The 22070-nt window shown below is 55.1% G+C and carries 17 protein-coding genes; 10 read left to right on the top strand and 7 right to left on the bottom strand.

Features of this window, described 5'->3' with window-relative positions:
- Positions 1-272: 272 nt before the first annotated feature.
- The 5 genes from SFX18_14050 (at position 273) to SFX18_14030 (ending at position 6236) form a co-directional block, all read left to right on the top strand.
- Positions 273-917 (top strand): hypothetical protein, encoded by a 645-nt coding sequence (locus SFX18_14050; protein MDX1964272.1) that lies wholly within the window; start codon positions 273-275, stop codon positions 915-917.
- A 337-nt stretch (positions 918-1254) separates the two neighbouring features.
- Positions 1255-3816, top strand: coding sequence for an ATP-dependent Clp protease ATP-binding subunit (locus tag SFX18_14045; GenBank protein MDX1964271.1), 2562 nt, complete (start codon positions 1255-1257; stop codon positions 3814-3816).
- A gap of 841 nt (positions 3817-4657) precedes the next feature.
- The gene (locus SFX18_14040; protein ID MDX1964270.1) at positions 4658-5278 is read left to right on the top strand and encodes a GNAT family N-acetyltransferase; all 621 of its coding nucleotides are present in this window, start codon (positions 4658-4660) and stop codon (positions 5276-5278) included.
- Between the two features lie 19 nt (positions 5279-5297).
- The gene (locus SFX18_14035) at positions 5298-5768 is read left to right on the top strand and encodes a TspO/MBR family protein (protein MDX1964269.1); all 471 of its coding nucleotides are present in this window, start codon (positions 5298-5300) and stop codon (positions 5766-5768) included.
- A gap of 231 nt (positions 5769-5999) precedes the next feature.
- Entirely contained in the window at positions 6000-6236 is a 237-nt protein-coding gene (locus tag SFX18_14030) for an acyl carrier protein (GenBank protein ID MDX1964268.1), read from the top strand.
- 197 nt (positions 6237-6433) lie between these two features.
- Here SFX18_14030 and SFX18_14025 read toward each other — a convergent pair whose 3' ends face one another.
- Both SFX18_14025 and SFX18_14020 read right to left on the bottom strand, forming a co-directional pair.
- A complete protein-coding gene (locus SFX18_14025; protein MDX1964267.1) occupies positions 6434-6967 on the bottom strand; it encodes an NUDIX hydrolase in 534 nt (177 codons plus the stop codon).
- Positions 6968-7381: 414 nt separating this feature from the next.
- Complete coding sequence (locus SFX18_14020; GenBank protein MDX1964266.1) at positions 7382-8527, bottom strand: aldose 1-epimerase family protein; 1146 nt, start codon at positions 8525-8527, stop codon at positions 7382-7384.
- A gap of 1213 nt (positions 8528-9740) precedes the next feature.
- Between SFX18_14020 and SFX18_14015 the strand changes: the two genes are divergently transcribed.
- From SFX18_14015 to SFX18_14005, 3 genes are all read left to right on the top strand, one after another.
- Entirely contained in the window at positions 9741-10502 is a 762-nt protein-coding gene (locus tag SFX18_14015) for a helix-turn-helix transcriptional regulator (GenBank protein MDX1964265.1), read from the top strand.
- Between the two features lie 379 nt (positions 10503-10881).
- Positions 10882-12030, top strand: coding sequence for an ABC transporter permease (locus SFX18_14010; GenBank protein ID MDX1964264.1), 1149 nt, complete (start codon positions 10882-10884; stop codon positions 12028-12030).
- Positions 12031-12146: 116 nt separating this feature from the next.
- Positions 12147-14705, top strand: a complete 2559-nt coding sequence (locus SFX18_14005) for a bifunctional YncE family protein/alkaline phosphatase family protein (protein ID MDX1964263.1) — start codon at positions 12147-12149, stop codon at positions 14703-14705.
- Between the two features lie 282 nt (positions 14706-14987).
- On the opposite strand, the gene SFX18_14000 is transcribed toward SFX18_14005, so the two are convergent.
- Positions 14988-16106, bottom strand: coding sequence for an alkaline phosphatase family protein (locus tag SFX18_14000; protein MDX1964262.1), 1119 nt, complete (start codon positions 16104-16106; stop codon positions 14988-14990).
- Between the two features lie 438 nt (positions 16107-16544).
- Here SFX18_14000 and SFX18_13995 point away from each other — a divergent pair, with 438 nt between their 5' ends.
- The gene (locus tag SFX18_13995; protein MDX1964261.1) at positions 16545-18251 is read left to right on the top strand and encodes a glycoside hydrolase family 30 beta sandwich domain-containing protein; all 1707 of its coding nucleotides are present in this window, start codon (positions 16545-16547) and stop codon (positions 18249-18251) included.
- Here SFX18_13995 and SFX18_13990 read toward each other — a convergent pair.
- From SFX18_13990 to SFX18_13975, 4 genes are all read right to left on the bottom strand, one after another.
- A complete protein-coding gene (locus SFX18_13990) occupies positions 18234-18416 on the bottom strand; it encodes a hypothetical protein (GenBank protein MDX1964260.1) in 183 nt (60 codons plus the stop codon). The two genes, SFX18_13995 and SFX18_13990, sit on opposite strands and share 18 nt — an antisense overlap.
- A gap of 630 nt (positions 18417-19046) precedes the next feature.
- Positions 19047-19235: a hypothetical protein gene (locus tag SFX18_13985; protein ID MDX1964259.1), complete on the bottom strand. Its 189-nt coding sequence runs from the start codon at positions 19233-19235 to the stop codon at positions 19047-19049.
- Positions 19236-19352: 117 nt separating this feature from the next.
- Positions 19353-20447 carry an isocitrate/isopropylmalate dehydrogenase family protein gene (locus SFX18_13980; protein ID MDX1964258.1) on the bottom strand — a complete coding sequence of 365 codons (1095 nt, stop codon included), beginning with the start codon at positions 20445-20447 and terminating at the stop codon, positions 19353-19355.
- A gap of 395 nt (positions 20448-20842) precedes the next feature.
- Positions 20843-21049 (bottom strand): hypothetical protein, encoded by a 207-nt coding sequence (locus SFX18_13975; protein MDX1964257.1) that lies wholly within the window; start codon positions 21047-21049, stop codon positions 20843-20845.
- A 229-nt stretch (positions 21050-21278) separates the two neighbouring features.
- On the opposite strand from SFX18_13975, the gene SFX18_13970 reads away from it, so the two are divergent.
- A complete protein-coding gene (locus tag SFX18_13970; GenBank protein MDX1964256.1) occupies positions 21279-21746 on the top strand; it encodes a hypothetical protein in 468 nt (155 codons plus the stop codon).
- Positions 21747-22070: the final 324 nt, after the last annotated feature.

Raw genomic sequence — 22070 nt, 5'->3', positions numbered from 1 at the left:
AGATGCCTGCCAAAATGGCATGAAAAAATCAGATGCCAAAAATTCTCTACCCAGCTTCCCTATTTTTTCCGACTTATGCCTCGGGGGTTGTTTACCGGGCAAATTTTCCCGCATTTGGATGACGGGGGGGGCGCACGTACTCCCCCAGTTTATCTTGCCCGAATTTCCAGATTTCGCTAGGGTAACGATTGCCAAAGGTCCGCTCATGGCCGCTGGTGCATATTCGTAAACTAATATCATTTATAGGTTTAAGATTTTTTGGATTCGCCTTTGTGGATTCTCCTCCCCCCTTTTATCGCAGATGGATGCAACCCGCGCATTGGGCCATTTTGTGGCCTGGATTGCCGGAATTGTGGCAGGGAGGGGATTTTTCCGCCCTTATCCAGGCGGTGATATTTTCTGGATTGCTCAATTTGTGCATTTTATCCACCTGGGTTTGGCTGGATTTATTGCCCGGGGCCGCCTGGATCGGGGCTTGGCTGATTTTAACGGGTTTTTGGATTATTTCGTGTTACAGCAACGCCCGTGCACTGCAAAAATTGGCCTATATTTCTAGCGGCGAAACGTCGGCAAACTTGTTTATCCAGGCTCAAACGGAATACCTGCGGGGCAACTGGTTTGAGGCGGAAAACCATGTCGAGCGATTGCTGCAACGACGGTCCAATGATGTTGAAGCCCGCCTGTTATTGGTCGCCATTTACCGGGAAAGTGGGCATTTTCAGGCTGCCACGCAGGAATTGGCCATTGTGGAAACACTGTCGGATGCGGCAGGGTGGAGATTTGAAATATTACGTGAAAAGGCATACTTGCAAAGCTTGTCCGTCCTCCCCCCCACCGTGGCAAACACTCCGCTAGCATCCTCCGACATCCCCCCCAACACTCCCACCATCCAACCAATAACCGCGTCAGCCGCGTAGAGATCAAAGAGCCCCGCAGCAATTGTCCAAAAAACTTAACTGTCCCTGTCAGTGTGACAGTTTAACACATGGCACAAAGGTTGCATTTATCCTCCTTGTACCAATCATCGCTGCTTATCAACGTGCTAGCAAAAACCCCTGTTTCCCCGCAAAAAACTTCCCAGACTTGCCATTTTGCCGCTGGATTGCCATAACTCAATGCAGGTCCGTAGGTTTCCCATTTTAGATAAAGGTTATTCACCCCCCACCATTTTTTGAATTCGTCCCGCCAAGGGAACGTCCGTTAATCAATCAAACAGAGAATAGTTTCGCACACCATTAGCCACATTTCACCGCCATGTACGAACGCTTTACCGACCGTGCCCGCAAAGTGATGCAGCTTGCCAATCAAGAAGCACAACGCTTTAACCATGAATACATCGGCACCGAGCATGTCCTGTTGGGCCTGATTAAGGAAGGCTCCGGCGTCGCCGCCAATGTGCTGAAGAATTTGGATGTCGATCTGCGTAAGATCCGCCTGGAAGTCGAAAAACTGGTCCAAAGCGGACCTGAGATCGTCAGCATGGGCAAGCTCCCCCAGACTCCCCGTGCCAAGAAGGTCATCGAATACTCGATGGACGAGGCCCGCAATCTGGGCCACAACTATGTCGGCACCGAACATATCCTGCTGGGTCTCTTGCGTGAGCAAGAAGGGGTCGCCGCGCAGGTGCTGATGAATCTGGGGCTAAAGTTAGAAGACGTCCGCGAGGAAGTGCTGAATCTGCTGGGCCACGGCATGGAAGGGGGCGAAGGGGGAAGCGAACGGGGAGGTATGGAACGGGCCGGTGGCGGCGGCGGGAGCGGCAGCGAAAGCTCGTCGGGGAGTTCCTCGCGCAGCAGTAAATCCAAAACGCCCGCGCTGGACAGCTTTGGCCGCGATCTAACGGAACTAGCCCGCCAGGGAAAACTGGACCCGGTCATTGGCCGCGAAAAGGAAATCGAACGGGCGATCCAGGTGCTTTGCCGCCGGACCAAGAACAACCCCGTCCTCATTGGCGAGGCTGGCGTGGGGAAGACCGCCATTGTCGAGGGGCTGGCCCAGCGCGTGGTCGATAGCAACGTCCCCGAGATCATGTCCGACAAGCGCATTGTCGTTTTGGACTTGGCGATGATGGTGGCCGGGACCAAGTACCGCGGCCAGTTCGAGGAACGGATCAAGGCGGTGATGAACGAAGTTCGCCGCGTGAAAAACACGATTTTATTCATCGACGAGTTGCACACCCTGGTCGGCGCTGGCGGGGCCGAAGGGGCCATTGACGCCAGTAATGTGCTCAAGCCCGCGCTGAGCCGCGGCGAAATCCAGTGCATCGGCGCGACCACGCTGGACGAGTACCGCAAATACATCGAAAAGGACAAAGCGCTCGCCCGCCGGTTCCAGGAAATCATCGTGGAGCCTTCCAGCAAGGACGAAACGATTCAAATCCTGAAGGGGCTGCGCGACAAGTACGAACAGCATCACCGCGTGCAGATCACCGATAATGCGCTCGAGTCCGCGGTGGAATTGTCCAACCGCTACATTACGGGCCGTTGCCTGCCGGATAAGGCGATCGACGTCATTGACGAATCGGGAGCGCGCGTCCGGCTGAAAAGCATGACCAAGCCCCCGGATCTAAAGGAAATCGACGAAGAGGTCGAACGCCTGAATAAGGAAAAAGAGGAAGCGGTCGCCAACCAGGACTTTGAAAAGGCGGCTTCGCTGCGCGATTCCGCGGACAAACTGAAAAAGAAGAAACAGCAGATCACTCGCGACTGGCGCGAAAAAACCCGCGAAGGGGAAGGCGTGGTCGACGAAGAAGTCATCGCCGAGGTCGTTAGCAAGATCACGGGCATCCCGCTGACGCGGATGAGCACCGAGGACAGCATTCGCCTCATGAAGATGGAAGAAGACCTGCACAAAAAGGTCATTAGCCAGCACGAGGCGATCACCTCCATCAGCAAGGCCGTTCGCCGCAGCCGTTCGGGGCTAAAGGATCCCAAGCGGCCCACGGGTTGCTTCATCTTTGCCGGGCCGACGGGCGTGGGCAAGACGCTGCTCGCCAAGGCGCTGGCGGAGTTTATGTTTGGCGACGCCGACGCGCTTATTTCCATCGACATGAGCGAGTACATGGAAAAGCACAACGTCAGCCGCCTGATCGGCGCGCCGCCGGGATACGTGGGCTTTGAGGAAGGGGGCCAACTGACCGAAAAGATTCGCCGCCGCCCGTACGCCGTGGTGCTGCTGGATGAAATCGAAAAGGCCCACCCCGATGTGTTCAACATGCTGCTGCAGGTCATGGAGGAAGGGCGTTTGACGGACAGCTTTGGCCGCAACATCGACTTCCGCAACGTCATTTTAATCATGACGACCAACGCGGGGGCCGAGGCGATCAAAAACGAATCCGCGTTCGGCTTTCAAACCAGCAAGGAACAGGACGCCAGCTACGACGGCATGAAGACCCGGGTCAAGGACGAGATTGGCAAGATGTTCCGCCCCGAGTTTTTGAACCGCGTGGATGACATTATTGTGTTCCGCCATTTGACGGTCGAGGATCTCAAGTCGGTCATCGACATCGAACTGGCCAAGGTCCGCGAACGCCTGGGCGAGAAGGGACTGAAGCTGGTCCTTTCCGACGAGGCGAAAAAGCTGATTATCAAGCGCGGCACCGACACGGACTTTGGCGCGCGGCCCCTCCGCCGGGCGATCGAAAACAACATCGAGGATCCCCTGTCGGAAGAATTGCTCAAGGGGGAATTCAACGGCAAGGACACGATTTTTGTCGATGTGAAAGAAGTCGCCGGCAAGAAGCAACTGTTCTTTACCGGTATGCAGGGGGAACCCGAATTGGCCACCGCCGGCGCGGGGAGCGAAACCGCATCGTAGTAGGCCGCGTCCCGCAGCCGTTCTACTGTAGCAGGCTGCGTCCCGCAGCCGCTGTATTGTTGTAGGCAGCGTCCCGCTGCCGTAACGCACCGCGCAGCGGTGCAGTAACGTAGCCGTGGGCGCAAGCCCACGGTATGCAAAAGGGAGAGATCTCTAGCCCCAACGGGGCGAAGCATATTTCTATCGCCGTCCGGTGGTATCGCTGCGCTCAACCACCGGCTATGGGCGATGATCCCTGACGAGATCGGTATTTGCCAACACTCGACGCTTTACCCTGGGAATGTCATCCTCATAAAGTATAAGACTTTTAGTCTCCTACAATCTATGAGCCACAGATCTCATTTTCCCCCATTACCTTCGGGTTGGTATTACACAGAACCTGAAATCTCACATAGTCTTCTCGCCGAGTTACGACGAGAGTTGTCGCCAGGTCATTTGCTCTACGATAAAGAAGTTACTACTTTTGCATGGCGTGCCGGGGCAACAGATGATGTGTTACTTCGTCACAGTGCCGAACCAGAAAGATTTACAGTCGTTCATTTGACATGGGTTGGTTGCACTGAAATTAATTCGAATTATCCTTATATCGAGTTCGACGGGACATTTGCCGAATTTCTCACCCAGCAAGAGAATCTTTAACTCTAACACCGCTCCCCCTCTCCCATTCGCCCCGAAGCGCGACTTTGCCTATAATGCTATTAGTGGCCCCCTTATTTGTGGTGGCCCCTTTTCTGGGTGGCTCGGTCTGAGCAAGTTTCTCGCAATTTCCAGCTTCCCGCCACCAGCAAGTAACTGTTCCAGCTTTCCGGCGGAAGCCATTTTCCGCCCCCAGGGTACGCCCATGTCCGCCGCGACGCTTCATTATCGACCCGCCTCGCCCGCCGAAGCTCCGCTCTTGGCCGAATTTCAAGTGGCCATGGCCGCCGAAACCGAAAATCTGCCGCTCGACGCCGACACGGTGAGCGCGGGCGTGCAAGCGGTCTTTGCCGATCCGGGACGCGGCAGGTATTATGTGGCGGAAATGCAGATAGATGGCGGGGCAGGGGCGATAACTGAGCGGATTGCATCCGAGGGGGATGAATCCTTTAAGGAGAGTCTTGCCAACGGAAAATCCGCAGCGGCCGCTACGCAAATTGCCGGCTCGCTGCTGATCACCTATGAATGGAGCGACTGGCGCAACGGCGTCGTCTGGTGGATTCAAAGCGTGTATGTCCCCCCCCAATTCCGTCGCCTGGGCGTGTACGCGGGGTTGTATCGGTATTTGCAACAACTGGCCGCCCAGACGCCCGAGGTTCGCGGTATCCGCCTGTATGTCGACCAACGCAATACCAAGGCCCAGGCGGTGTATGAGCGGCTGGGGATGAACGGGGACCATTATCGGGTGTATGAGTGGATGGCGAGTGACGAATGCAGAAGTATGAATGATGAATGCAGAGTAGGAAAACGCGAACGGCTGGCGTAAGCCTGCCGGTGAATAATCCATGCAAAAATTTTTGATTCATCTTGGTGGCTGGCTAGTCGTCTGTCTGGCGGTTGGATTTGCCGGGTCGCAACTGACCACGCCGCAAATCGGGACCTGGTATGCCACGCTGAACAAGCCGTCGTTTAATCCTCCCAACTGGGTGTTTGGGCCGGTCTGGACGACGCTGTACGTGCTGATGGCGGTATCCGCCGCGCGCATCTCGAGCAAATTTGGCTGGCGGGGGGCAGTGGTGGAACTTGCGGTGTTTCTAGCGCAGTTGGGGCTGAATCTGCTGTGGTCGGGGCTGTTCTTTGCTGCCCAGCGGCCCGGTTGGGCGATGCTAGAAATCGCGATCTTGTGGCTGGCGATCGTGACGATGATTGAGCTGTTTAGCCGCCGCGACCAAGTGGCGGGCTTGTTGCAGTTGCCGTATTTATTGTGGGTCAGCTACGCAAGCGTGCTGAATTTTTGGCTATGGCGGATGAATTAAGTAAATCAGCAACACTTAGTAGTAAGCACGGAAATACACCGCACAATGTTCAAGCTATTGGTTACAAAGCAACAAGCTCGATTCTAAGTTTTTTATGTTCCGCGGTAGGCCATGACTATATCGTCGCGTACACCGGAAGGACTACCACATGAATGCCCGGTCTGTGGCGAAATCGCGAATCTCGACCCGTCTTTTCCTGGCGGCGACTCGTGCTGTCCCAGTTGCGGTCAACTGCTGTGGTGGTTTCGGAATTACTATCAGGGCAAGTCCCATATATCTAGTGATAGCCTCACTTTATCGACGTCACTGAATGAGCTGGGAGCAGATTCGCTAGATGCCGTCGAGTTCGTCATGGAAATAGAAGAGCGATATGATATTTCCTTCCCGGAAGATGCCGCCGAGCAAATCAAAACCGTTGGCGACGCGATCCGCTATATCCAGGAAAAACGCCGGTTTGATACAGAGTAGCGATAATTTAATTTAGAAGATGGGAGAATTCTTGAACCTGTGTCAGTAGTGTATTGTTCTAAATCGCGATTACATTGCCACTGATTGTCTAAGGCGTTCCCCCGCACCGCCGATACCATCGGCGGCTTTGTGTCGATTTAAGGTTTGTTATTCCTCTTTTTGCCTGGCGGTCAGAACGTACTCTTCCTGCCCGCCAGTCATGATCTACAGTCTCCCGCGAAGTACAGTCCGGCGTACACTTTGGGGTCGATTGCCACGTGCTCGGCATGTCGCCGCGCCAGCCACGCGGGGACCTCGGCCAGCGGAATCTCGTGCACGATGATATTTTCGTGGTCGTCGCCGCCACCGGCATGCACCTTGGTCAGTCCGCGCGCCAAAAAGAACGTGATGAGTTCCGTCGATAGACCGGCCGAACTGGGGCCGCCGGTCAACCACTGCCATTCCGCCGCGGTGTAGCCGGTCTCCTCCAGCAGTTCCCGTTCGGCGGCGGTTTGCAGGGCCTCGTGTTCCTCCCCCGGTATGTCGCCGCTCAGTCCGGCGGGCAGTTCGATGGCGTTACGGCCCAGGGGAATGCGGTACTGCTCGACCAGAACCAATTTATTTTCCGGTGTTACCGCCACAATGGTCACCGCGCCGCTGGCCTGCGTGCGGTCGGCATATTCCCAATGCCCCTTGGCGATCAAACGCAGAAATTTCCCCTCGGCCAGGATTTTTGCGGGCAGCTCGGTCACAGTTCCTCTTAACGGTAAAAATTTGCGGCGGGGCAGGGGACTCCATTGGATAGAGTCTTGCAAAAACTGTTTAAATGTCTCAAATTGTTAGCCAATTATGGGCCACGGATTTGGATTGTGCAATGCAGGAGTTTTGCCGGTGAATACACCTTCGTTAAAGTTAAGGTGAGGCGGAATTCCGTCTTTTAACCGTAACAATATGTCGATCCGAATTGCGACTAGCAGTATTCGTTGGTAATGATGTTGAATCGGGCCGTTGGCCCTTCTAATTTTGTTCATACTCTTAACCTAGGGCGATGCTGCGCTTGCCCTAGGCTGGGATAGGTCGGGCCGTTGGCCCGCAAGGTTAAAACACTGTTGGCCCGCCAGGATAAAATGTCGTTGGCCAGTCAGGATGAAACGCCATTGGCCCAGCTAGGCCGACCATTCCGGTCGCGGTTCGGTCAAAACCAGGGGAGGCTGGCTTTGACGCAGTTCAATCAACGGCTGCTCGGCGGCCCGGACTTCGTCGGCGGTATTATAAAAGCGTAATTCCAATTCAAATGTGGCGGTTTCGCCGGGATCGAGCTGGCGCACCCGCCCCTGCCGGGCTTCAAAGCTACGCGGATTGGGAAAATTGAGTGCCGGCTCCAACCCACAGACGTAACCATCCCCCCCAGCCGCCGTGCTTTTCCAGACAATCAAATACGGCAATTGGGCCACGGCAAAGGTGACACTGACCGCGCGGGTGGAGTCGGCGTTTTTGAGAAGCGCGGTTGCCCGGCCCGCTTCGTCGGGGATCAATTCCAAAAAATAGACTTGCTCGGCTTTATTGGAATTCCGTGGACCCAGCGTTTGCCAGTACTCGAGATCGGCGGCGGCGTGGGCGTTGCGCGGGGCCAGGGTTTTGATGGGGGCTACGATGCTGCCATTTGGTTCCGCTAGCGGATCACCCAGATTAAGATGGTAGAGCAACTGCATTTCGCCCGGACGACCACTCTGGTTGGTCACTTCGTCGACAATCCGCAAGCTCGTCGTCAGTGGTTGCAAGATGACCGAACTGGTTAACCGCAAATTTTGAAAATGAAACCGCGATTCGGTGACAGTTCCCCGTAAAATTAGCTCTTTGGCGTCTGAATTGCTGAATAGCTCGACGTGGTTGGCTGGAGTATTGGCAATTCTGCCATGCAAGGGGTAAAGCAGTCGCCCCTGGGCGTCATGTTCCGGAGCGCCGTTACTGTACAGTCCGCAGCGGCAGAGTAGTTCGTCAAATCCGTCCAGCCAGCCCAACCCACTGGGATCATAGAGCGGGACAAAGGAGGGGTGGACCGGTCCCGCAACAGGGGACCGCCAGCCAATTTCCCAGTCGTCAAGGTAACACTTCCACAGGCCCAGGCCCCGTGTGGGGAGGACCACGCAGCGCAGGCGGCCATTACCCAGTTCGATCCCTTGTACTCCGGCGGACAGGCCGGAATTCCACTGCAAAAGATGAGCGGTGCAATGGGGAATTTCACCAACCGGTGGTAAAGCCGGATCAGATATCCAAGGAGCGCGTGTGAAGGAAGTGTTAGGTAACGGCATGGGGTAATCCTTGCTGGCATTGTATCAGGAGAAGCGCGATTTTTAACTATCAAAAACTAGCAAGCATACTGTGAAATTTATCACAAGGGGAACACGGGGAGAGAGCTATGCAACCGCGATACCGGATTTAAAAAATTTGGAAATCCAAGGACTTTTAATCAAAGATTATCCTGGATTGGACGTCAGTAACACAGAGTGAGGGAACAAGAGAACAGAGGCAAGATCCTTTGTTGCAGAAAACCGCATTTTTGGAAAGCTGGGGAAGAGTCAGCCGGTTGGTAATGCTGGACGGGCGGTATGGCCGGTTTCGGCGGCGCGACTGAGTTGGGGCGTATGGAACTACCCCCCTTTTTCCGGCTTGGCGTTGGAGTTCGCCAGGCGTTTTTTCCTGGATGCTTTTTTTTGTAGATAAAGGGAATTTTCCGCGACGGGACGCTTGGGCTGATTGCGGGCATTATTGCCAGCAGGGGGCCAAAAGTTTGAAAGTTATGAGAAGATTGCAAAAATTGTCAATCTACACTTGCTTGTCGTTCCATAGCCGATTAGTATGATTTGCAGGAGTGCAAATCAGCCTTATCTCTCGCACTCTTGAGGAGTACGTTCGCAGCGGCCAAAGCCATTGCTTGGTGGGCCATTTTTCAACATGTTTCGTCAGTTTCGTTGGCCATACGGCTCTCGAGGCATGAGGCGATGGGGGAAAATAACCAAGCCATGGTAAACAGCCAGGCGGTTAGACAGTCTGACCGTGGGTTGGTTCTAGGCCAGGAGCAAGCGCTGCGCATGAGTGACACAACGTTGATGTTCAACTAAGAGGATTTTGATCTAACCATCGCTCCAGCCAGGGTTGTATATCAGCCTGTGTCGTGTTTTTGATTGCGCGTGCGGCCCCACCAGCCCGGAAACTGTGTGTCAGGTCAGCGCGTGCGGTCGGCAATGACCATTGGAAATTTACTACACGAAGAACCAGTGGGAGATTGGCCAAAAAAATTCCCGCGGAGTCATCAGACGCGGGAGCAGGGAAGAAACGGCAAACGCGCACGCGAATCGTCAAGGTTCCTTGATCGTCGCGGACAATAAATGAGCATGCGGGATGGATTTTGGTCCAGAGGACGCCTCCCCGCGCCACGCGTTTTTTTACAGGGGCAGAAACCAAAAAGCGAAATTGACTCGGCGGCCAACAGGAACTTGGCAAAGTTGTTTCCATCCATTCAAAATGTTTTCGCCCACACGCGGAAAGATTGAGGAAACCATGAACATTGTGGAATGGGATTCGTTGTCAGCCGCAACGGAATCCACCCATGCGCTGCCGTCACAATTATTAGTCGGTCCCGAGTCCCGGCCGGCGGCCCCGGCGGTGGTTATTCAACCTGGCGAATATTCTCCCCCCCTGGCCGACAACGGGGGCTTGACCATGCCGGGCGTCCCATTGCGGCAAATGGATCTGCCCCACGCCCCCGAACTGGATGGCGAGGAAGACGATGATAACGCGGAATTGCCCATGGTAAAACCGGTCACCAACCGGGCTTTACATCGTTTAGCCGAAGTTCGCGAACAACAAGGCGTGACCCTGCGCAATATGGCTCGCCGCATGGGTTGCGATGTAAAAACCATCCGTGCCCAGGAACATCCGCGCTCGGATATTTCCTTGAGTGTGCTGTATGCCTGGCAGCAAGTGTTGGAAGTGCCGGTGATGGAGCTTTTAGTCGATGACGACGCGCCGTTGTCCGCCCCCGTCATGAAGCGTGCGCAGTTAGTCAAGCTAATGAAAACCGCCGCCGCCATCCAGGAAAAGGCCGATAATAACTCCATTCGACGGTTGGTCGCCATGTTGATGGAGCAGCTCCAGGAAATCATGCCGGAATTAAAGGATGTTGGCCCCTGGCATACCGTCGGACAGCGGCGCACCCTGGATGATTATGGCCGCGTCGCCGAGCAGCCCATCTCGGACGATGTGTTTCGCCATGGAGTCATGTAACATCGGGAGCACTCAATCAGTCCAGGGAAAACCCTTACCTTTGTATTTGCCATCAGCCCGCCGCGCTCTATTTGCCACGGCGGGTTGTTTTTTTCGCCGGGAAGACGGAGGGTGGTCACTGGCTTCTCTACCCCTCTCGCTTGCGCCCGTGCATTTTTTACAATCTCTGGGGCGGGTTTGACCAAGTTCACGCTTTTTTTGGCGAACCCTAGGGCGGGAACACTTGTCTGGGACCCGCCCACGTGTCAGATTTGAGCAATTGCCCCGCTGGCTGTTTTCTTTCGGCCAGTGATAAAATCATTTCCCCGCCGCCAACCACGCCTTCCACTTGCCCTATGAGCCGCGGTTTTCCGCAGGCGGGGGCTGAGCGATTTTACCCATGCCTCAGTTATTTACCCCTGCCCGTCCTTGGCTCCAGTCCCCCCTACCGCAGATTGTCCTGGCACGTATCAAAGAGTTTATACGCGAACCAGAGGCGGTTTTTTGGGTTTGCATCTTTCCCGTGATGATGGTGATCTTATTGGGGATCGCCTTTCGCAGCAAAAAAGTCGATCCGGTGGTGGTTGATCTGGTTACCACCGATGCCGCGTCCCCCCGCTTGGCCGAATTACTAGAAAAAGAGCCGGAACAGTTTATCGTCAAGCGTTCGAGCGCCGAACAGGCCACGATCCGCCTGCGCACCGCCAAGACCGATCTGATCATTCGCGTTCGCCCCCAAGCCGCCGAACATGCCGCCACGAGCGAATCCAGCGCGATTAGTACACCGGCGCAATCAACCTCCCCACTGGGGGAACTGGCCGTCACCTACCATTTTGACCCCACCCAGCCCAAGAGCCTGCTAGCGCGGAATTCCGCCGATGATCTGCTGCAACGCGCCGCGGGAAGGCGGGACGTCATCCCGCACCAAAACGCGCTGATGGAAGAACCAGGGGGTCGCTACATCGACTTTTTGGTGCCGGGACTTTTGGGCATGAATATCATGGGGGGCGGGCTGTTTGGCGTGGGCTTTGTTTTGGTGGATATGCGGATTCGCAAGCTCCTGAAGCGATTTTTGGCCACGCCCATGCGCAAATCGCAGTTCTTGGGGGGGGTCATGGTCGCCCGGTTGGTGTTTCTGATTCCCGAAGTCGTGCTGCTAATCTTCTTTGCCTGGCTGATCTTTGACGTGCGGATTTATGGCTCGTTATGGGAAGTACTGGTCCTGGTGCTTTTGGGGGCGTTCACGTTTTCCGGTATTGGGTTGTTAATCGCCAGCCGGGCCAATACGATCGAAATGGTGTCGGGGCTGATGAATGTCATCATGATGCCGATGTGGCTGTTTTCGGGCATCTTTTTTAGTTCCGAAAAATACCCCGAGGGCTTGCAGCCATTTATCCAGGCCCTGCCGCTGACATCGCTAAATAACATGCTCCGCGCGGTGATGCAGGAAGGGGGAACCATCCTCAGCCATCCAGGGGAATTTGCCAACGTCTTGGGCTGGGGGATTGTGAGTTTTTGGTTAGCGTTGCGGCTCTTTCGTTGGAATTAAACCACGCAGCGGTTAGGATGGGGCTAGTCTCTTTGTAACTAATCTTAGTTCCTCGATCATTCTCATCTATGCGCGCGTCAAATTTGTTGCTGACATGTTTACTGGGATTATTTCTTGTGGCATGGGGGGTTTTGCCAATCGCTGCGGCCGAGGAATCCACCACGACTCCCGGCGCTCCCACTGCCGCACCGGCAACTCCCGGCGCTGCGGCGGCCTCGGCTGATATTTCCCTGGAAGAAGCCCACAAGCTGCGCACCACTCCCCGCGTGCTGCCGGGACTGCAGGCCGATGGCAAGGTGCAGCTTCCCAATCAGTGGTCGCTGCGTCCGGCCGGGCGGCAAATCCTCTTGGGCGAGTTCCCCTCCAACTTTGTTCTACACCCCACTCAGCCGTACGCGGCGGTCATGCATTCGGGCTATGGCGATCACGAGGTGGTTATTGTCGATCTAAAAACCAGTAAGATTGTTAGCCGCGTCAACCTGGGCAATGCATTTTGGGGGATAACCTTTAACCCCGCTGGCGATCGGCTGTATGCCAGCGGCGGCACCAGTGAATTGGTCCATGCGTTTAAGTTTGCCGATGGGTTGTTATCCGATCAGCAAAAGATCGTGCTGGGGGATTCCGCGCGGGACAACCTGATCACCTGCGGGCTGACCTGCGCCGCAGACGGCAACACGCTGTATGCCTGCCAAACCTGGGGCGACAACGTGGTAATCATCCCCACCGCCAAGCCGGACGAAAAAACGGTGATTGCCCTGGAAAAGCAAAGCTTTCCCTATGCGACGGCGCTTAGTCTTGATGGCAAGCGGCTGTATGTCAGTTTGTGGGGGAGCGCGGCGGTCGCTGTCATCGATCTGGTCGATAACAAAGTCACCGCCACCTGGCCCACCAAGCCCGCTGGTGAAAAAACTGGCGGCGACCATCCCACCGAAATGGTGTTATCAACCGACGGCGCGCGGCTGTTTGTCGCCTGCGCCAATTCCAACACCGTGGCCGTGCTCAGCACCGCCGACGGCCAGTTGCAAGAAGTCATCTCCAGCGCGCTCTATCCCAACCTGCCCGTGGGGAGCACGCCCACCAGTATTTCCCTTTCGCCGAATGGCCAGGTGCTGCTCATTGCCAACGCCGACAATAACAACGTCGCGATGATTGATGTCAGTATTCCCGGCAAGTCGAACTCGCTGGGGCATATCCCGGCAGGCTGGTATCCCACGGCGGTCCGCTTTGGCAAGGACGAAAAAATTTATATTACTAACGGCAAGGGGAGCCAGTCGCTGGCCAATCCCCAGGGGCCGATGCCCGAAAAGCGGGGGAACACCCCGATTCGGCAGTATATTGGCGGATTATTTCGCGGCACGCTGAGTGTCATTCCCCCGCCATCTCCCGACCAGATGGCGGTCTACTCCACCACCGCGCGGGCCTGTACCCCCCTGACCCCCGACACCCGTCCCGCCGTGCAACCGCGCGAGTCGGACAATCCCATTCCCGCGGCCGTCGGCGAAAAAAGCCCCATCAAATATTGCGTTTACCTCATTAAAGAAAACCGCACCTACGATCAAGTCCTGGGCGATCTCCCCCAGGGGAATGGCGATCCGCAACTCTGCATCTTTCCGGAAAAAGTTACGCCCAACCAGCATGCGATCGTCAAGCAGTTTGTGCTGCTCGATAATTTTTATGTGGAGAGCGAAGTGAGCGCGGATGGGCACGAGTGGTCCACGGCCGCGTATGCGACCGATTTTGTCGAGCGAACCTGGCCGATCAACTATCGGGGTGGGCCTGGTTCGGACAAGATCGGCTATCCGGCTGAGGGTTCTTATCGCAAGATCGCCCCTTCGGCCGGGGGTTACATTTGGGATCGCTGCAAGGAAGCCGGCGTGACTTACCGCAGCTATGGCGAATTTATCAAGAATGGTAAAAATCCCGGCGACCCCGGCACGGCCAGCGTCCCCGGCCTAGAGGGGCACTTTGACCCGCTATTTCGCAGCTACGACCTGAACGTGACGGATAATTCCCGCGTCGACCGGTTTGCGGTGGAGCTAAAGGAATTTGAAGAAAAGGGGGAAATGCCCCAGTTTATCATCGCCCGCCTGGGGAACGACCACACATTGGGGACCCGTCTGGGCAAGCCCACCCCCACGGCAATGGTGGCCGAGAACGACTTGGCCGTGGGTCGGTTTGTGGAACTGCTGAGCCATAGCAGATTCTGGCCGCAAATGGCGATTTTTATCATCGAGGACGACGCGCAAAACGGGTCCGACCATGTGGACGCCCACCGCACGACGGCCTATGTCATTAGCCCCTATTGCAAGCGGCGGCATGTGGACTCCACGATGTACAGCACGGCCAGCATGTTGCGCAGCATGGGTCTGATTTTAGGATTAAAACCGCTGAGCCAATTTGACGCCGCGGCCACGCCCATGTACCACAGTTTTACGGCGCAGCCGGACCTGACGCCATTTAAGCATTTGCCCGCGCAAGTGGATTTGAATGAGCTGAACATGCCGGGCGTGTATGGCGCGGCGGAGAGCGAAAAGCTTGATCTAAGCAAGGAAGACGCGGCTGACGATCTGGTCTTTAACGAGATCATCTGGCGCAGCGTCCGGGGGAACCACAGCAAAATGCCCCCGCCGGTCCGGGCATCCTTTGTGCGGGTGGTCAAGGAAGAGGAGGAGTAGGTCCCGTTCGCCGAACGGGATCATCAAAGAACGAAATTGTTATTCAGACGCTAGCCTTGTTAGAATCACCCTTGATCCAGCCCGGCGGGCTGGATGTACTTTCGTTCGCCGAACGGTAGTTGGTACCGATTTTGATATAGGCCTGATCCCGCTCGGCGTTCGGGATCTACTTTAATCCCGCCCCGCGGGCGGGATCTACTATACCGCCGGGTACATCCCGTTCGCCGAACGGGAATTAGGACCGATTTTGATATAGCGTTGATCCCGCCCGGCGTTCGGGATCTACTTGCCCAACACTTCCCTAATCGCCTCGCCTGCTTGCGGGACGTACGCCCGGTAGTCATAGCCTAACAGCGCCGCAACGGTCGCCGCCACTTGGCTTTGCGTCACGGGAGCCACTTTTTGCCGCTCGCCCAGGGGCCGCGTGTCCGGCCCCATGACCGCCAGCCAGATATTTTCCGATCCGGGCGTGTTTTTATTGTGGTTTTTCCACTCGACCGGCGGGTCCCCCCGGCCGTGGTCGGTCGTGATGACCAGCGTCGTTTGGTCGCGGTATTCCGGCAGGGATTGCGCCAGTTCCCATAACTCGCGGATGAAGGCGTCGTTCTTTTTGGCCCCGCCCAGCACGCGGTCGTATCGGCCGGCATGCCCCTGGGCGTCGGTTTCGTCAAAGCTGACAAACAGCACGCGGGGTTTTTTGGCGGCTAAATACAGCCGCGCGGCGTGAAAGGTGAGCGCGTCGGGGCGGGTCTCGTCGGCGTAAAGGGGCGTTTCGGCCATCAGTCGATTGAGCAGCCGCACTTCGGCGGTCTCCGTAATTCCCGTCAGCGGTGCCAAGCCGCCATTGACCATGATGCCGCTGCGGCGGTCGTTGATGATGTAAGGAAACACCTCCCAAGAGGTAAAAGCCGCGATCCGCCCCGCAAACTCGGGCTTGGCGTGCAGCCACTCGAGCACGGTCACATTATTATTATAGTTTTTATCGTTGCTGGTGATTTTGTGATCGGCAAAACCGCACAGCACCTCGTTGTAGCCGGGATAAGAGAATAGCTCTTTGTTCGTGACCGTGGCCACGCTTTCTTCCCACTGATTGCCATAAATTTGCCCTTTTTTAGCGACCTCCGTCCATAGAAACGGCAGCAGGGCGGCGCGGCTTTCGGCGGGCGTCCCTCGTAAAAATTCCGCCTTGACCTGGTCCGGCTTTTCCACCCCGCCCCGATCCTTGTTGATCAGGCCCTCATCCGCGCCGTGAAAAACCTCTTGCCACCGCAGTCCGTCCAGCATCACCCACAGGACGTATTTGGTCTTGGTCGGATGATCCGCCGCTGTGGTGGAGATTTCCCGGCAAAAACTTAAAGCAATTATGATCGACAGCAGCCACGGGAAGGAGTGGAATTTCATGTTGAATGTGTAAGCAATGAAGGGGGCTGATAAGATAACGGTGTTGTAGGTGAAAATTTTTTTAATAGCAAGTATTGATCGATCCTCCCCTCCAAAAAAAGTTACCCCTCGAATTGAAGATTAACACGCGAGCGCGAATTGCTAACAATATCTTAACAATCCGCGATTCTAGAGGACTAGAACTGCACGTGCGGAGAAAATTTTTGGTGGATGCCAAATTTTTTTCGGAACCAACTGGCGAGCTTTGCGAACTATGCTCTGGCGCGCGATGAGTAACGGGGCAAAGTAATTAACTGTAACATCCGCCGCCGAAGCTAATTTTAATGCGGTCGCCCGAGTCGTTGTTGCGCCGCTGTGACAATCGGCCCGCGGACCATTATTTATACTGCCAAGACAACTTGAACGTTATCAACCCGATCTTCAACTGGGGAAATTTTTATGTTTCAAGGCTTTATTCGCGGCGTATCTGGGCCTAAAAAAAATGCTTGCTATTTCGCCTCGGCAGTCTGTGCCTGGGCGTTAATCGTAATTACCGCCAACGCCCAAACCCAGGTGACAATCAATCAAAACCAAACGTATCAGCGAATGGCTGGTTTTGGGGCGTCATTGACGGATTCAGCCGGCGCGGCTTTGGCCACGCTCAATCCCACCGCCCGCGAAAATCTCATGCGGGCACTCTTTGATCCCGCCGCGGGGGCCGGACTCAGCTTTTTGCGGCAACCGATGGGCGTGAGCGATTTTCGCCGGGCGGATTACACCTATAACGACACGTTGGGCGATTACGCCATGACGCAGTTTAACATCAATGGAGATCTGGCGCTTTACCCTAACTCCAATGTCTCGTTGGTGTCGTTGTTACAAAGCGCTCAATCACATAATCCCGCGCTGCGGATCATGGGTTCCCCCTGGACGGCCCCCGGCTGGATGAAAGCCGGCACAGCGGGAAACATCGTCCCGCAACCCGGCGTCAACCAGACGTTGTACGCCGGCACGCTCAATAACAATAGCCAAACGATCCCCGCCTACGCCAACTACTTTGCCAAATATGTGCAGGCCTACGCGGCCCAGGGCCTTCAGATCGACTACGTTACGCCGCAAAACGAGCCTTATTTCAACGGCGGCTTTGCCTATCCGGCCATGACCCTCACGCCGACGCAGCAGGGAAATCTTATTCGCGCCATCGGTCAAAACTTTGCCACGGCCACGGTCAATCCGGCCCTGCCGCACGATCCCGTTACGAATCCTTATCTTTCGCAAACGACCAGAATCGTCATGCACGATCATAATTGGAGCGACGCCGTGACCGGCAACGCCCCCTCCACCAATATCACGGCCATACTGAATAACCCCGCCATCGCGCAGTACGTGCATGGGGTGGCATTTCATGGCTATGGGGGGGACGTGTCCGCCCAGACGATCGTGCATAACGCCTATCCCGATAAGGCGACGTTTTTTACCGAGCAGACCGGCACGGTGGGCTCTAACTTTGGCAACGACCTGATGTACGACATGCGGACGCTGGTGGTGGGGGGGACGCGCAATTGGGCCTCGTCCATTGTCAAATTCAACCTGGCCCTGGATCAAACCAGCGGGCCCAAGATCCGCACGATCACCTTTGATAATGGCGGTGGCAATACCGTGACGGCGGATAGCGGCTTTAACCGCGCGCGGGGCGTGGTCACCATTAATAGCATCACGGGGGCCATTACTTTTAACGAGGAATACTACGCGCTGGGGCATATCGCCAAGTTTGTCCAACCGGACGCCGTGCGCATCGATACGAACGCAAATAAGACAGTGGCCTTTCTCAATCCCGATCAGACACTGGCCCTGATCGCGTATAACGACGCCGGCCAATCGCAAATTTTTCGGTTTAATTGGAAAGGGCGATTTTTTACCTATCAGCTTCCCCCGCAAAGCGCGGTGACCTTTCGCTGGCAAGAAAACCTGCTCAGCTCCCCCGTCGAGGTGTATCAAACCACGGGCAACCGCGCCGACCTGCTGGCGCGCAAGGCCAATGTGCGGTTTATTCCCGAGCCGGGCATTTGGGCGTGGGGGTTGGCGATTTTAGTGATGTTAGCGGGATATATTTGCCATAAGCAGCAATTTGTCCTAAAATTCGATGGATTAGGCTTCATCACTTAGGAATTCATCCCAAACATTTTCGTCGGCAATCAAGTCCCCGCGACTTGCCTGGGCAATGCCTTCCTCCAATCTGGCTAGCACATAGAGTTCCTCGATAAAGCCATAAATCGTGGTGTCATCGGGCAGATTTTGGACAGTGGCCAACACTCGTTGTTTTGCGGTCATCATTGGCAAGCTTTCTCGTTAGAGTGAGTGCATTGCATTCTAGTAACCGGGCTAGGCAAAAAAATGCTCGATTTCCTCATGGGTATGGGTCTTGTCAGAATTAATATCTTGCTGACCAGCTTCTATTAGGTGAAAAAAAAGAGTGCTTCCAGTGCGCCTTCAGATGTGGCAACATCGGGCAATTTCTCCAACGCAACCAGTATTTTTGATTGGTGATCATCTTGAATCTCCGCATGTCCGTCCATACACTCGCCTGCGAGTTGAGTTCTTGTAAATGAAAGAGCGAACAACACAATACACACACAATTTCACAAGATTGCATGAGACTTTAAAAGCCATTAGCAATGTCCTGATCAAAATCCGTAAATGTGCTCTGTATGGTAACAATTTCCACAAGTTTATCGGATGATTAAAACAAGATGCGATAATTACCAAAAGATAGTTCCCGTAATTTACTTCCATCACGAACTTGTAACACCGTGCCTGAATACGGGAATTTTTTGAGTTTATGGATTCGAACACGGAGCTTTTTTATAAAGCGCAAAGCCGTTTCCGGTGCATCTTTCGCAATGTAATCGCGAATGGCCAATAAATTTTGCAAGCTGCGATTGGACCAGATAATCCTAGCCATTAGCGTGGATTCAAATTGAGTACGATTCGCCAAACTTCTTCATCGGGTATCGTCTCACCACGTTTAAGTTGCTCTAATCCTTCTTCCACATTTGCCCACGTATAGAGTTCCTGAATAGCTTGGTGAAAGGTTGCTTCCTCCGGCAGGCGTTGTTGCAGGACGTCCAAGATTTTTTGTTTGGCAGTCATGGTATTCCCATAAAGTATGCTCTGGACTTTATTTACTATGTTGTTGCGCGTATGCCCAGCTTTAGCGATGCCTGGGTAAGGCATGTTCCAGTGATGCTGACATTATAGTTTACAAGATCACAACTCCCCGCACACCGCCGCCGCCATTTCCCGCGTGCCGACCGCCGTCGGGTCGTTGCGGTCGGCCTTGAGGTCGTAGGTCACGTCCCGGCCAGCGGCAATTACGCGCGCCACGGCTTGTTCCAGTCGATTTGCCGCGTCCAGCTCCCCCAGGTGGCGTAGCATCAGCATGCCTGACAGGATCAGCGCCGTGGGATTGACTTTGTTCAGTCCCTTGTACTTGGGCGCGCTGCCGTGCGTCGCCTCAAACACCGCCCCATTGGGGCCGATATTTGCCCCGGGTGCCACGCCCAAGCCCCCCACCAGCCCCGCCGCCAGGTCGCTCAGCACATCGCCATATAGGTTGGGCAGGACCAGCATGTCGTACAGTTCGGGTTTTTGGACCAGTTGCATGCACATGTTATCGACTATGCGGTCCTCAAACTCGATCTCGGGATATTCCTTTGCCACATTCCGCGCGACTTCCAGCCACAAGCCGTCCGAAAACTTCATGATGTTCGCCTTGTGCACGGCGGTGACTTTCTTGCGGCCATTCGCCCGGGCATAATCAAACGAGTACCGAAACATCCGCTCGCTGGCGCTTACGCTGATGGGCTTGATGCTGACGCCGGTTTCGCCGGGGGGGGTCTTGATCTTGCCCGTTTGGCTATGGGCGTTGATCCATTCGATCAGTTCCGCGGTTTCGGGCTTGCCCCGTTCAAACTCGGTCCCGGCATACAGGTCCTCGGTGTTTTCCCGCATAATGACCAGGTCCACCGGCAGTTTGTCAAAATAGGTCCGCACGCCGGGGTAAATTTTGCAGGGGCGCACGCAGGCATACAGTCCAAACGCCTGCCGCAGATAGACATTGATCGACCGAAAGCCCGTGCCGACCGGCGTGGTGATGGGGGCCTTGAGCGCGCATTTGGTACGTTTGATGCTTTCCAGCACGGCGTCCGGCAACGGCGTGCCGGTGCGGGCCATAACATCCACACCCGCTTCTTGCACGTCCCAGTTGATTTTCACGCCGGTGGCGTCCACGCACATGCGGGCGGCCTCGGCCAGTTCGGGACCAGTACCATCGCCAGTGATCAGGGTAACTTCGTAAGGCATGAATGTTTGTGGTTGGAGGTGGTCGTGTTGTTTGCCAATTTGCTTTGCATAAACAAAGCTGTAGCGATTCTATGTTAGCCAATCCTACCAAGAAAAAATACTACAGGGAAGCATACATACCAGTAAAGAATATTATACAATAAAGATAGAATTGTCATTCAATAAAAAGATTGTCTCAGACTTGCTGGCCGCTTTGTTTAAAGTGAGTCGCTACTTCGTTAAGAATGTGTCCCAGGGTACCGATTCGCAGTGGATCGTGATCAGGGTTGTTAAATGATGCTCCCCTTGTTGTGTGGTTATGGGATGCGGATGAGAACCTTTTTGGTGAGTGATGCTGTATCCCTAAAACGCAAGCAATTTCGCCAATTCCGCGCCCGACAAGTCGCGTGGTAGCCTCATAGTGCCATTAACTCATCCCGTACAAAGTGCAACCGCAAAAGTTGAGGGGCACCGCCTTCCTCAAAGTGACATTCCACCGCTTCCCGGACATTCGCGCGCAGCTCTTCCAGGTTAACGGCCTCTGTTACGAGGAACGGACCAATCGCGCGCGCGATAAATCCCCCTCCACCGCCTCTTCGACCACAAATAAAAAGTTCTGTCATAGATCCACCCCGTACGAAATGGTGTTAAGAAATAAATTCAGGTTATTAAAATCGCCTGAATTCCCGTGGTTATGACACTAGTTTAATACTTTAACTTTCTAAATTTTTTCAACAAGTTCCCAAGAATTTTCTGTCCGTGCGGCGGTCCGCGTCCGCTGGGAATCTCAGAAGCGAGTCAGACATACCTGACTGCAAAACACAACTCACTTTCCTATAAGGACTTACGATCATGTTTACTTCCCTTCGTGCGGCTTTGATGGTGGCTCTGGCGATGGTGGCTGGCCTTGGCTTAGGCGCGACTTCCGCCCTGGCTAACGACCCCGTTCAGAAATATGCTTTGCTGGACCCCTCCACCGGGACTCCCGCCTACACATCCCTCAAGTTAAAGGCCCAATTCCGCGTGGAAAACTTTTTCCTCCCCGCGTTTGGCAACTTTACCGCCGTCCGGCTGGTTTCGATTCCCGCGCCTGACTCTCCGCTGAACGCCTTGGGCCTGCAACCCGGCGATGTGATTACCCGTTTGGACGGAATCCGCACGGATAATCTGGCCCAACTGGAGAACCACTACAGTTGGACCCAGGTCCGATACATCAAAACCGGCACGCAACAGGTGCTGATTGGCAATATTTATATCAATCCGGTGGCTCCCCCGTTCCCCGGCCCCGGACCGTTCATCCCCGGCGGCAACGCCCCGTAGTGAACTTGGCGGTGGAACAACGCTGACAGCTACCCAGAAGCCAGCAGACCGCATGCGAAATGTTCGCCAGCCCAGGGGTGACCTCCCCTGGGCTGTTTTTGTTGCTGAACGGTTAAACGGGAGACGGGAGGTGGGAGACGGGAGACGGGAGATGGGAGACGGGAGGTGGGAGACGGGAGACGGGAGATGGGAGATGGGAGACGGGAGACGGGAGACGGGAGACGGGAGACGGGAGACGGGAGACGGGAGACGGGAGACGGGAGATGGGAGACGGGAGACGGGAGACGGGAGGTGGGAGGTGGGAGACGGGAGATGGGAGGTGGG

This window comes from Pirellulales bacterium (assembly GCA_033762255.1).
In the GTDB taxonomy this organism is placed as follows: domain Bacteria; phylum Planctomycetota; class Planctomycetia; order Pirellulales; family JALHPA01; genus JANRLT01.
Note: the sequence above shows the minus strand (reverse complement) of the source record. Positions and strands in the feature narration are given on the sequence as shown.

Coding starts and splice junctions, on each gene's coding strand:
- SFX18_14045 (MDX1964271.1), top strand. CDS start 1,255: ATGTACGAACGCTTTACCGACCGTGCCCGCAAAGTGATGCAGCTTGCC.
- SFX18_14040 (MDX1964270.1), top strand. CDS start 4,658: ATGTCCGCCGCGACGCTTCATTATCGACCCGCCTCGCCCGCCGAAGCT.
- SFX18_14035 (MDX1964269.1), top strand. CDS start 5,298: ATGCAAAAATTTTTGATTCATCTTGGTGGCTGGCTAGTCGTCTGTCTG.
- SFX18_14020 (MDX1964266.1), bottom strand. CDS start 8,527: ATGCCGTTACCTAACACTTCCTTCACACGCGCTCCTTGGATATCTGAT.
- SFX18_14015 (MDX1964265.1), top strand. CDS start 9,741: ATGTTTTCGCCCACACGCGGAAAGATTGAGGAAACCATGAACATTGTG.
- SFX18_14010 (MDX1964264.1), top strand. CDS start 10,882: ATGCCTCAGTTATTTACCCCTGCCCGTCCTTGGCTCCAGTCCCCCCTA.
- SFX18_14000 (MDX1964262.1), bottom strand. CDS start 16,106: ATGAAATTCCACTCCTTCCCGTGGCTGCTGTCGATCATAATTGCTTTA.
- SFX18_13995 (MDX1964261.1), top strand. CDS start 16,545: ATGTTTCAAGGCTTTATTCGCGGCGTATCTGGGCCTAAAAAAAATGCT.
- SFX18_13990 (MDX1964260.1), bottom strand. CDS start 18,416: ATGACCGCAAAACAACGAGTGTTGGCCACTGTCCAAAATCTGCCCGAT.
- SFX18_13985 (MDX1964259.1), bottom strand. CDS start 19,235: ATGACTGCCAAACAAAAAATCTTGGACGTCCTGCAACAACGCCTGCCG.
- SFX18_13980 (MDX1964258.1), bottom strand. CDS start 20,447: ATGCCTTACGAAGTTACCCTGATCACTGGCGATGGTACTGGTCCCGAA.
- SFX18_13975 (MDX1964257.1), bottom strand. CDS start 21,049: ATGACAGAACTTTTTATTTGTGGTCGAAGAGGCGGTGGAGGGGGATTT.
- SFX18_13970 (MDX1964256.1), top strand. CDS start 21,279: ATGTTTACTTCCCTTCGTGCGGCTTTGATGGTGGCTCTGGCGATGGTG.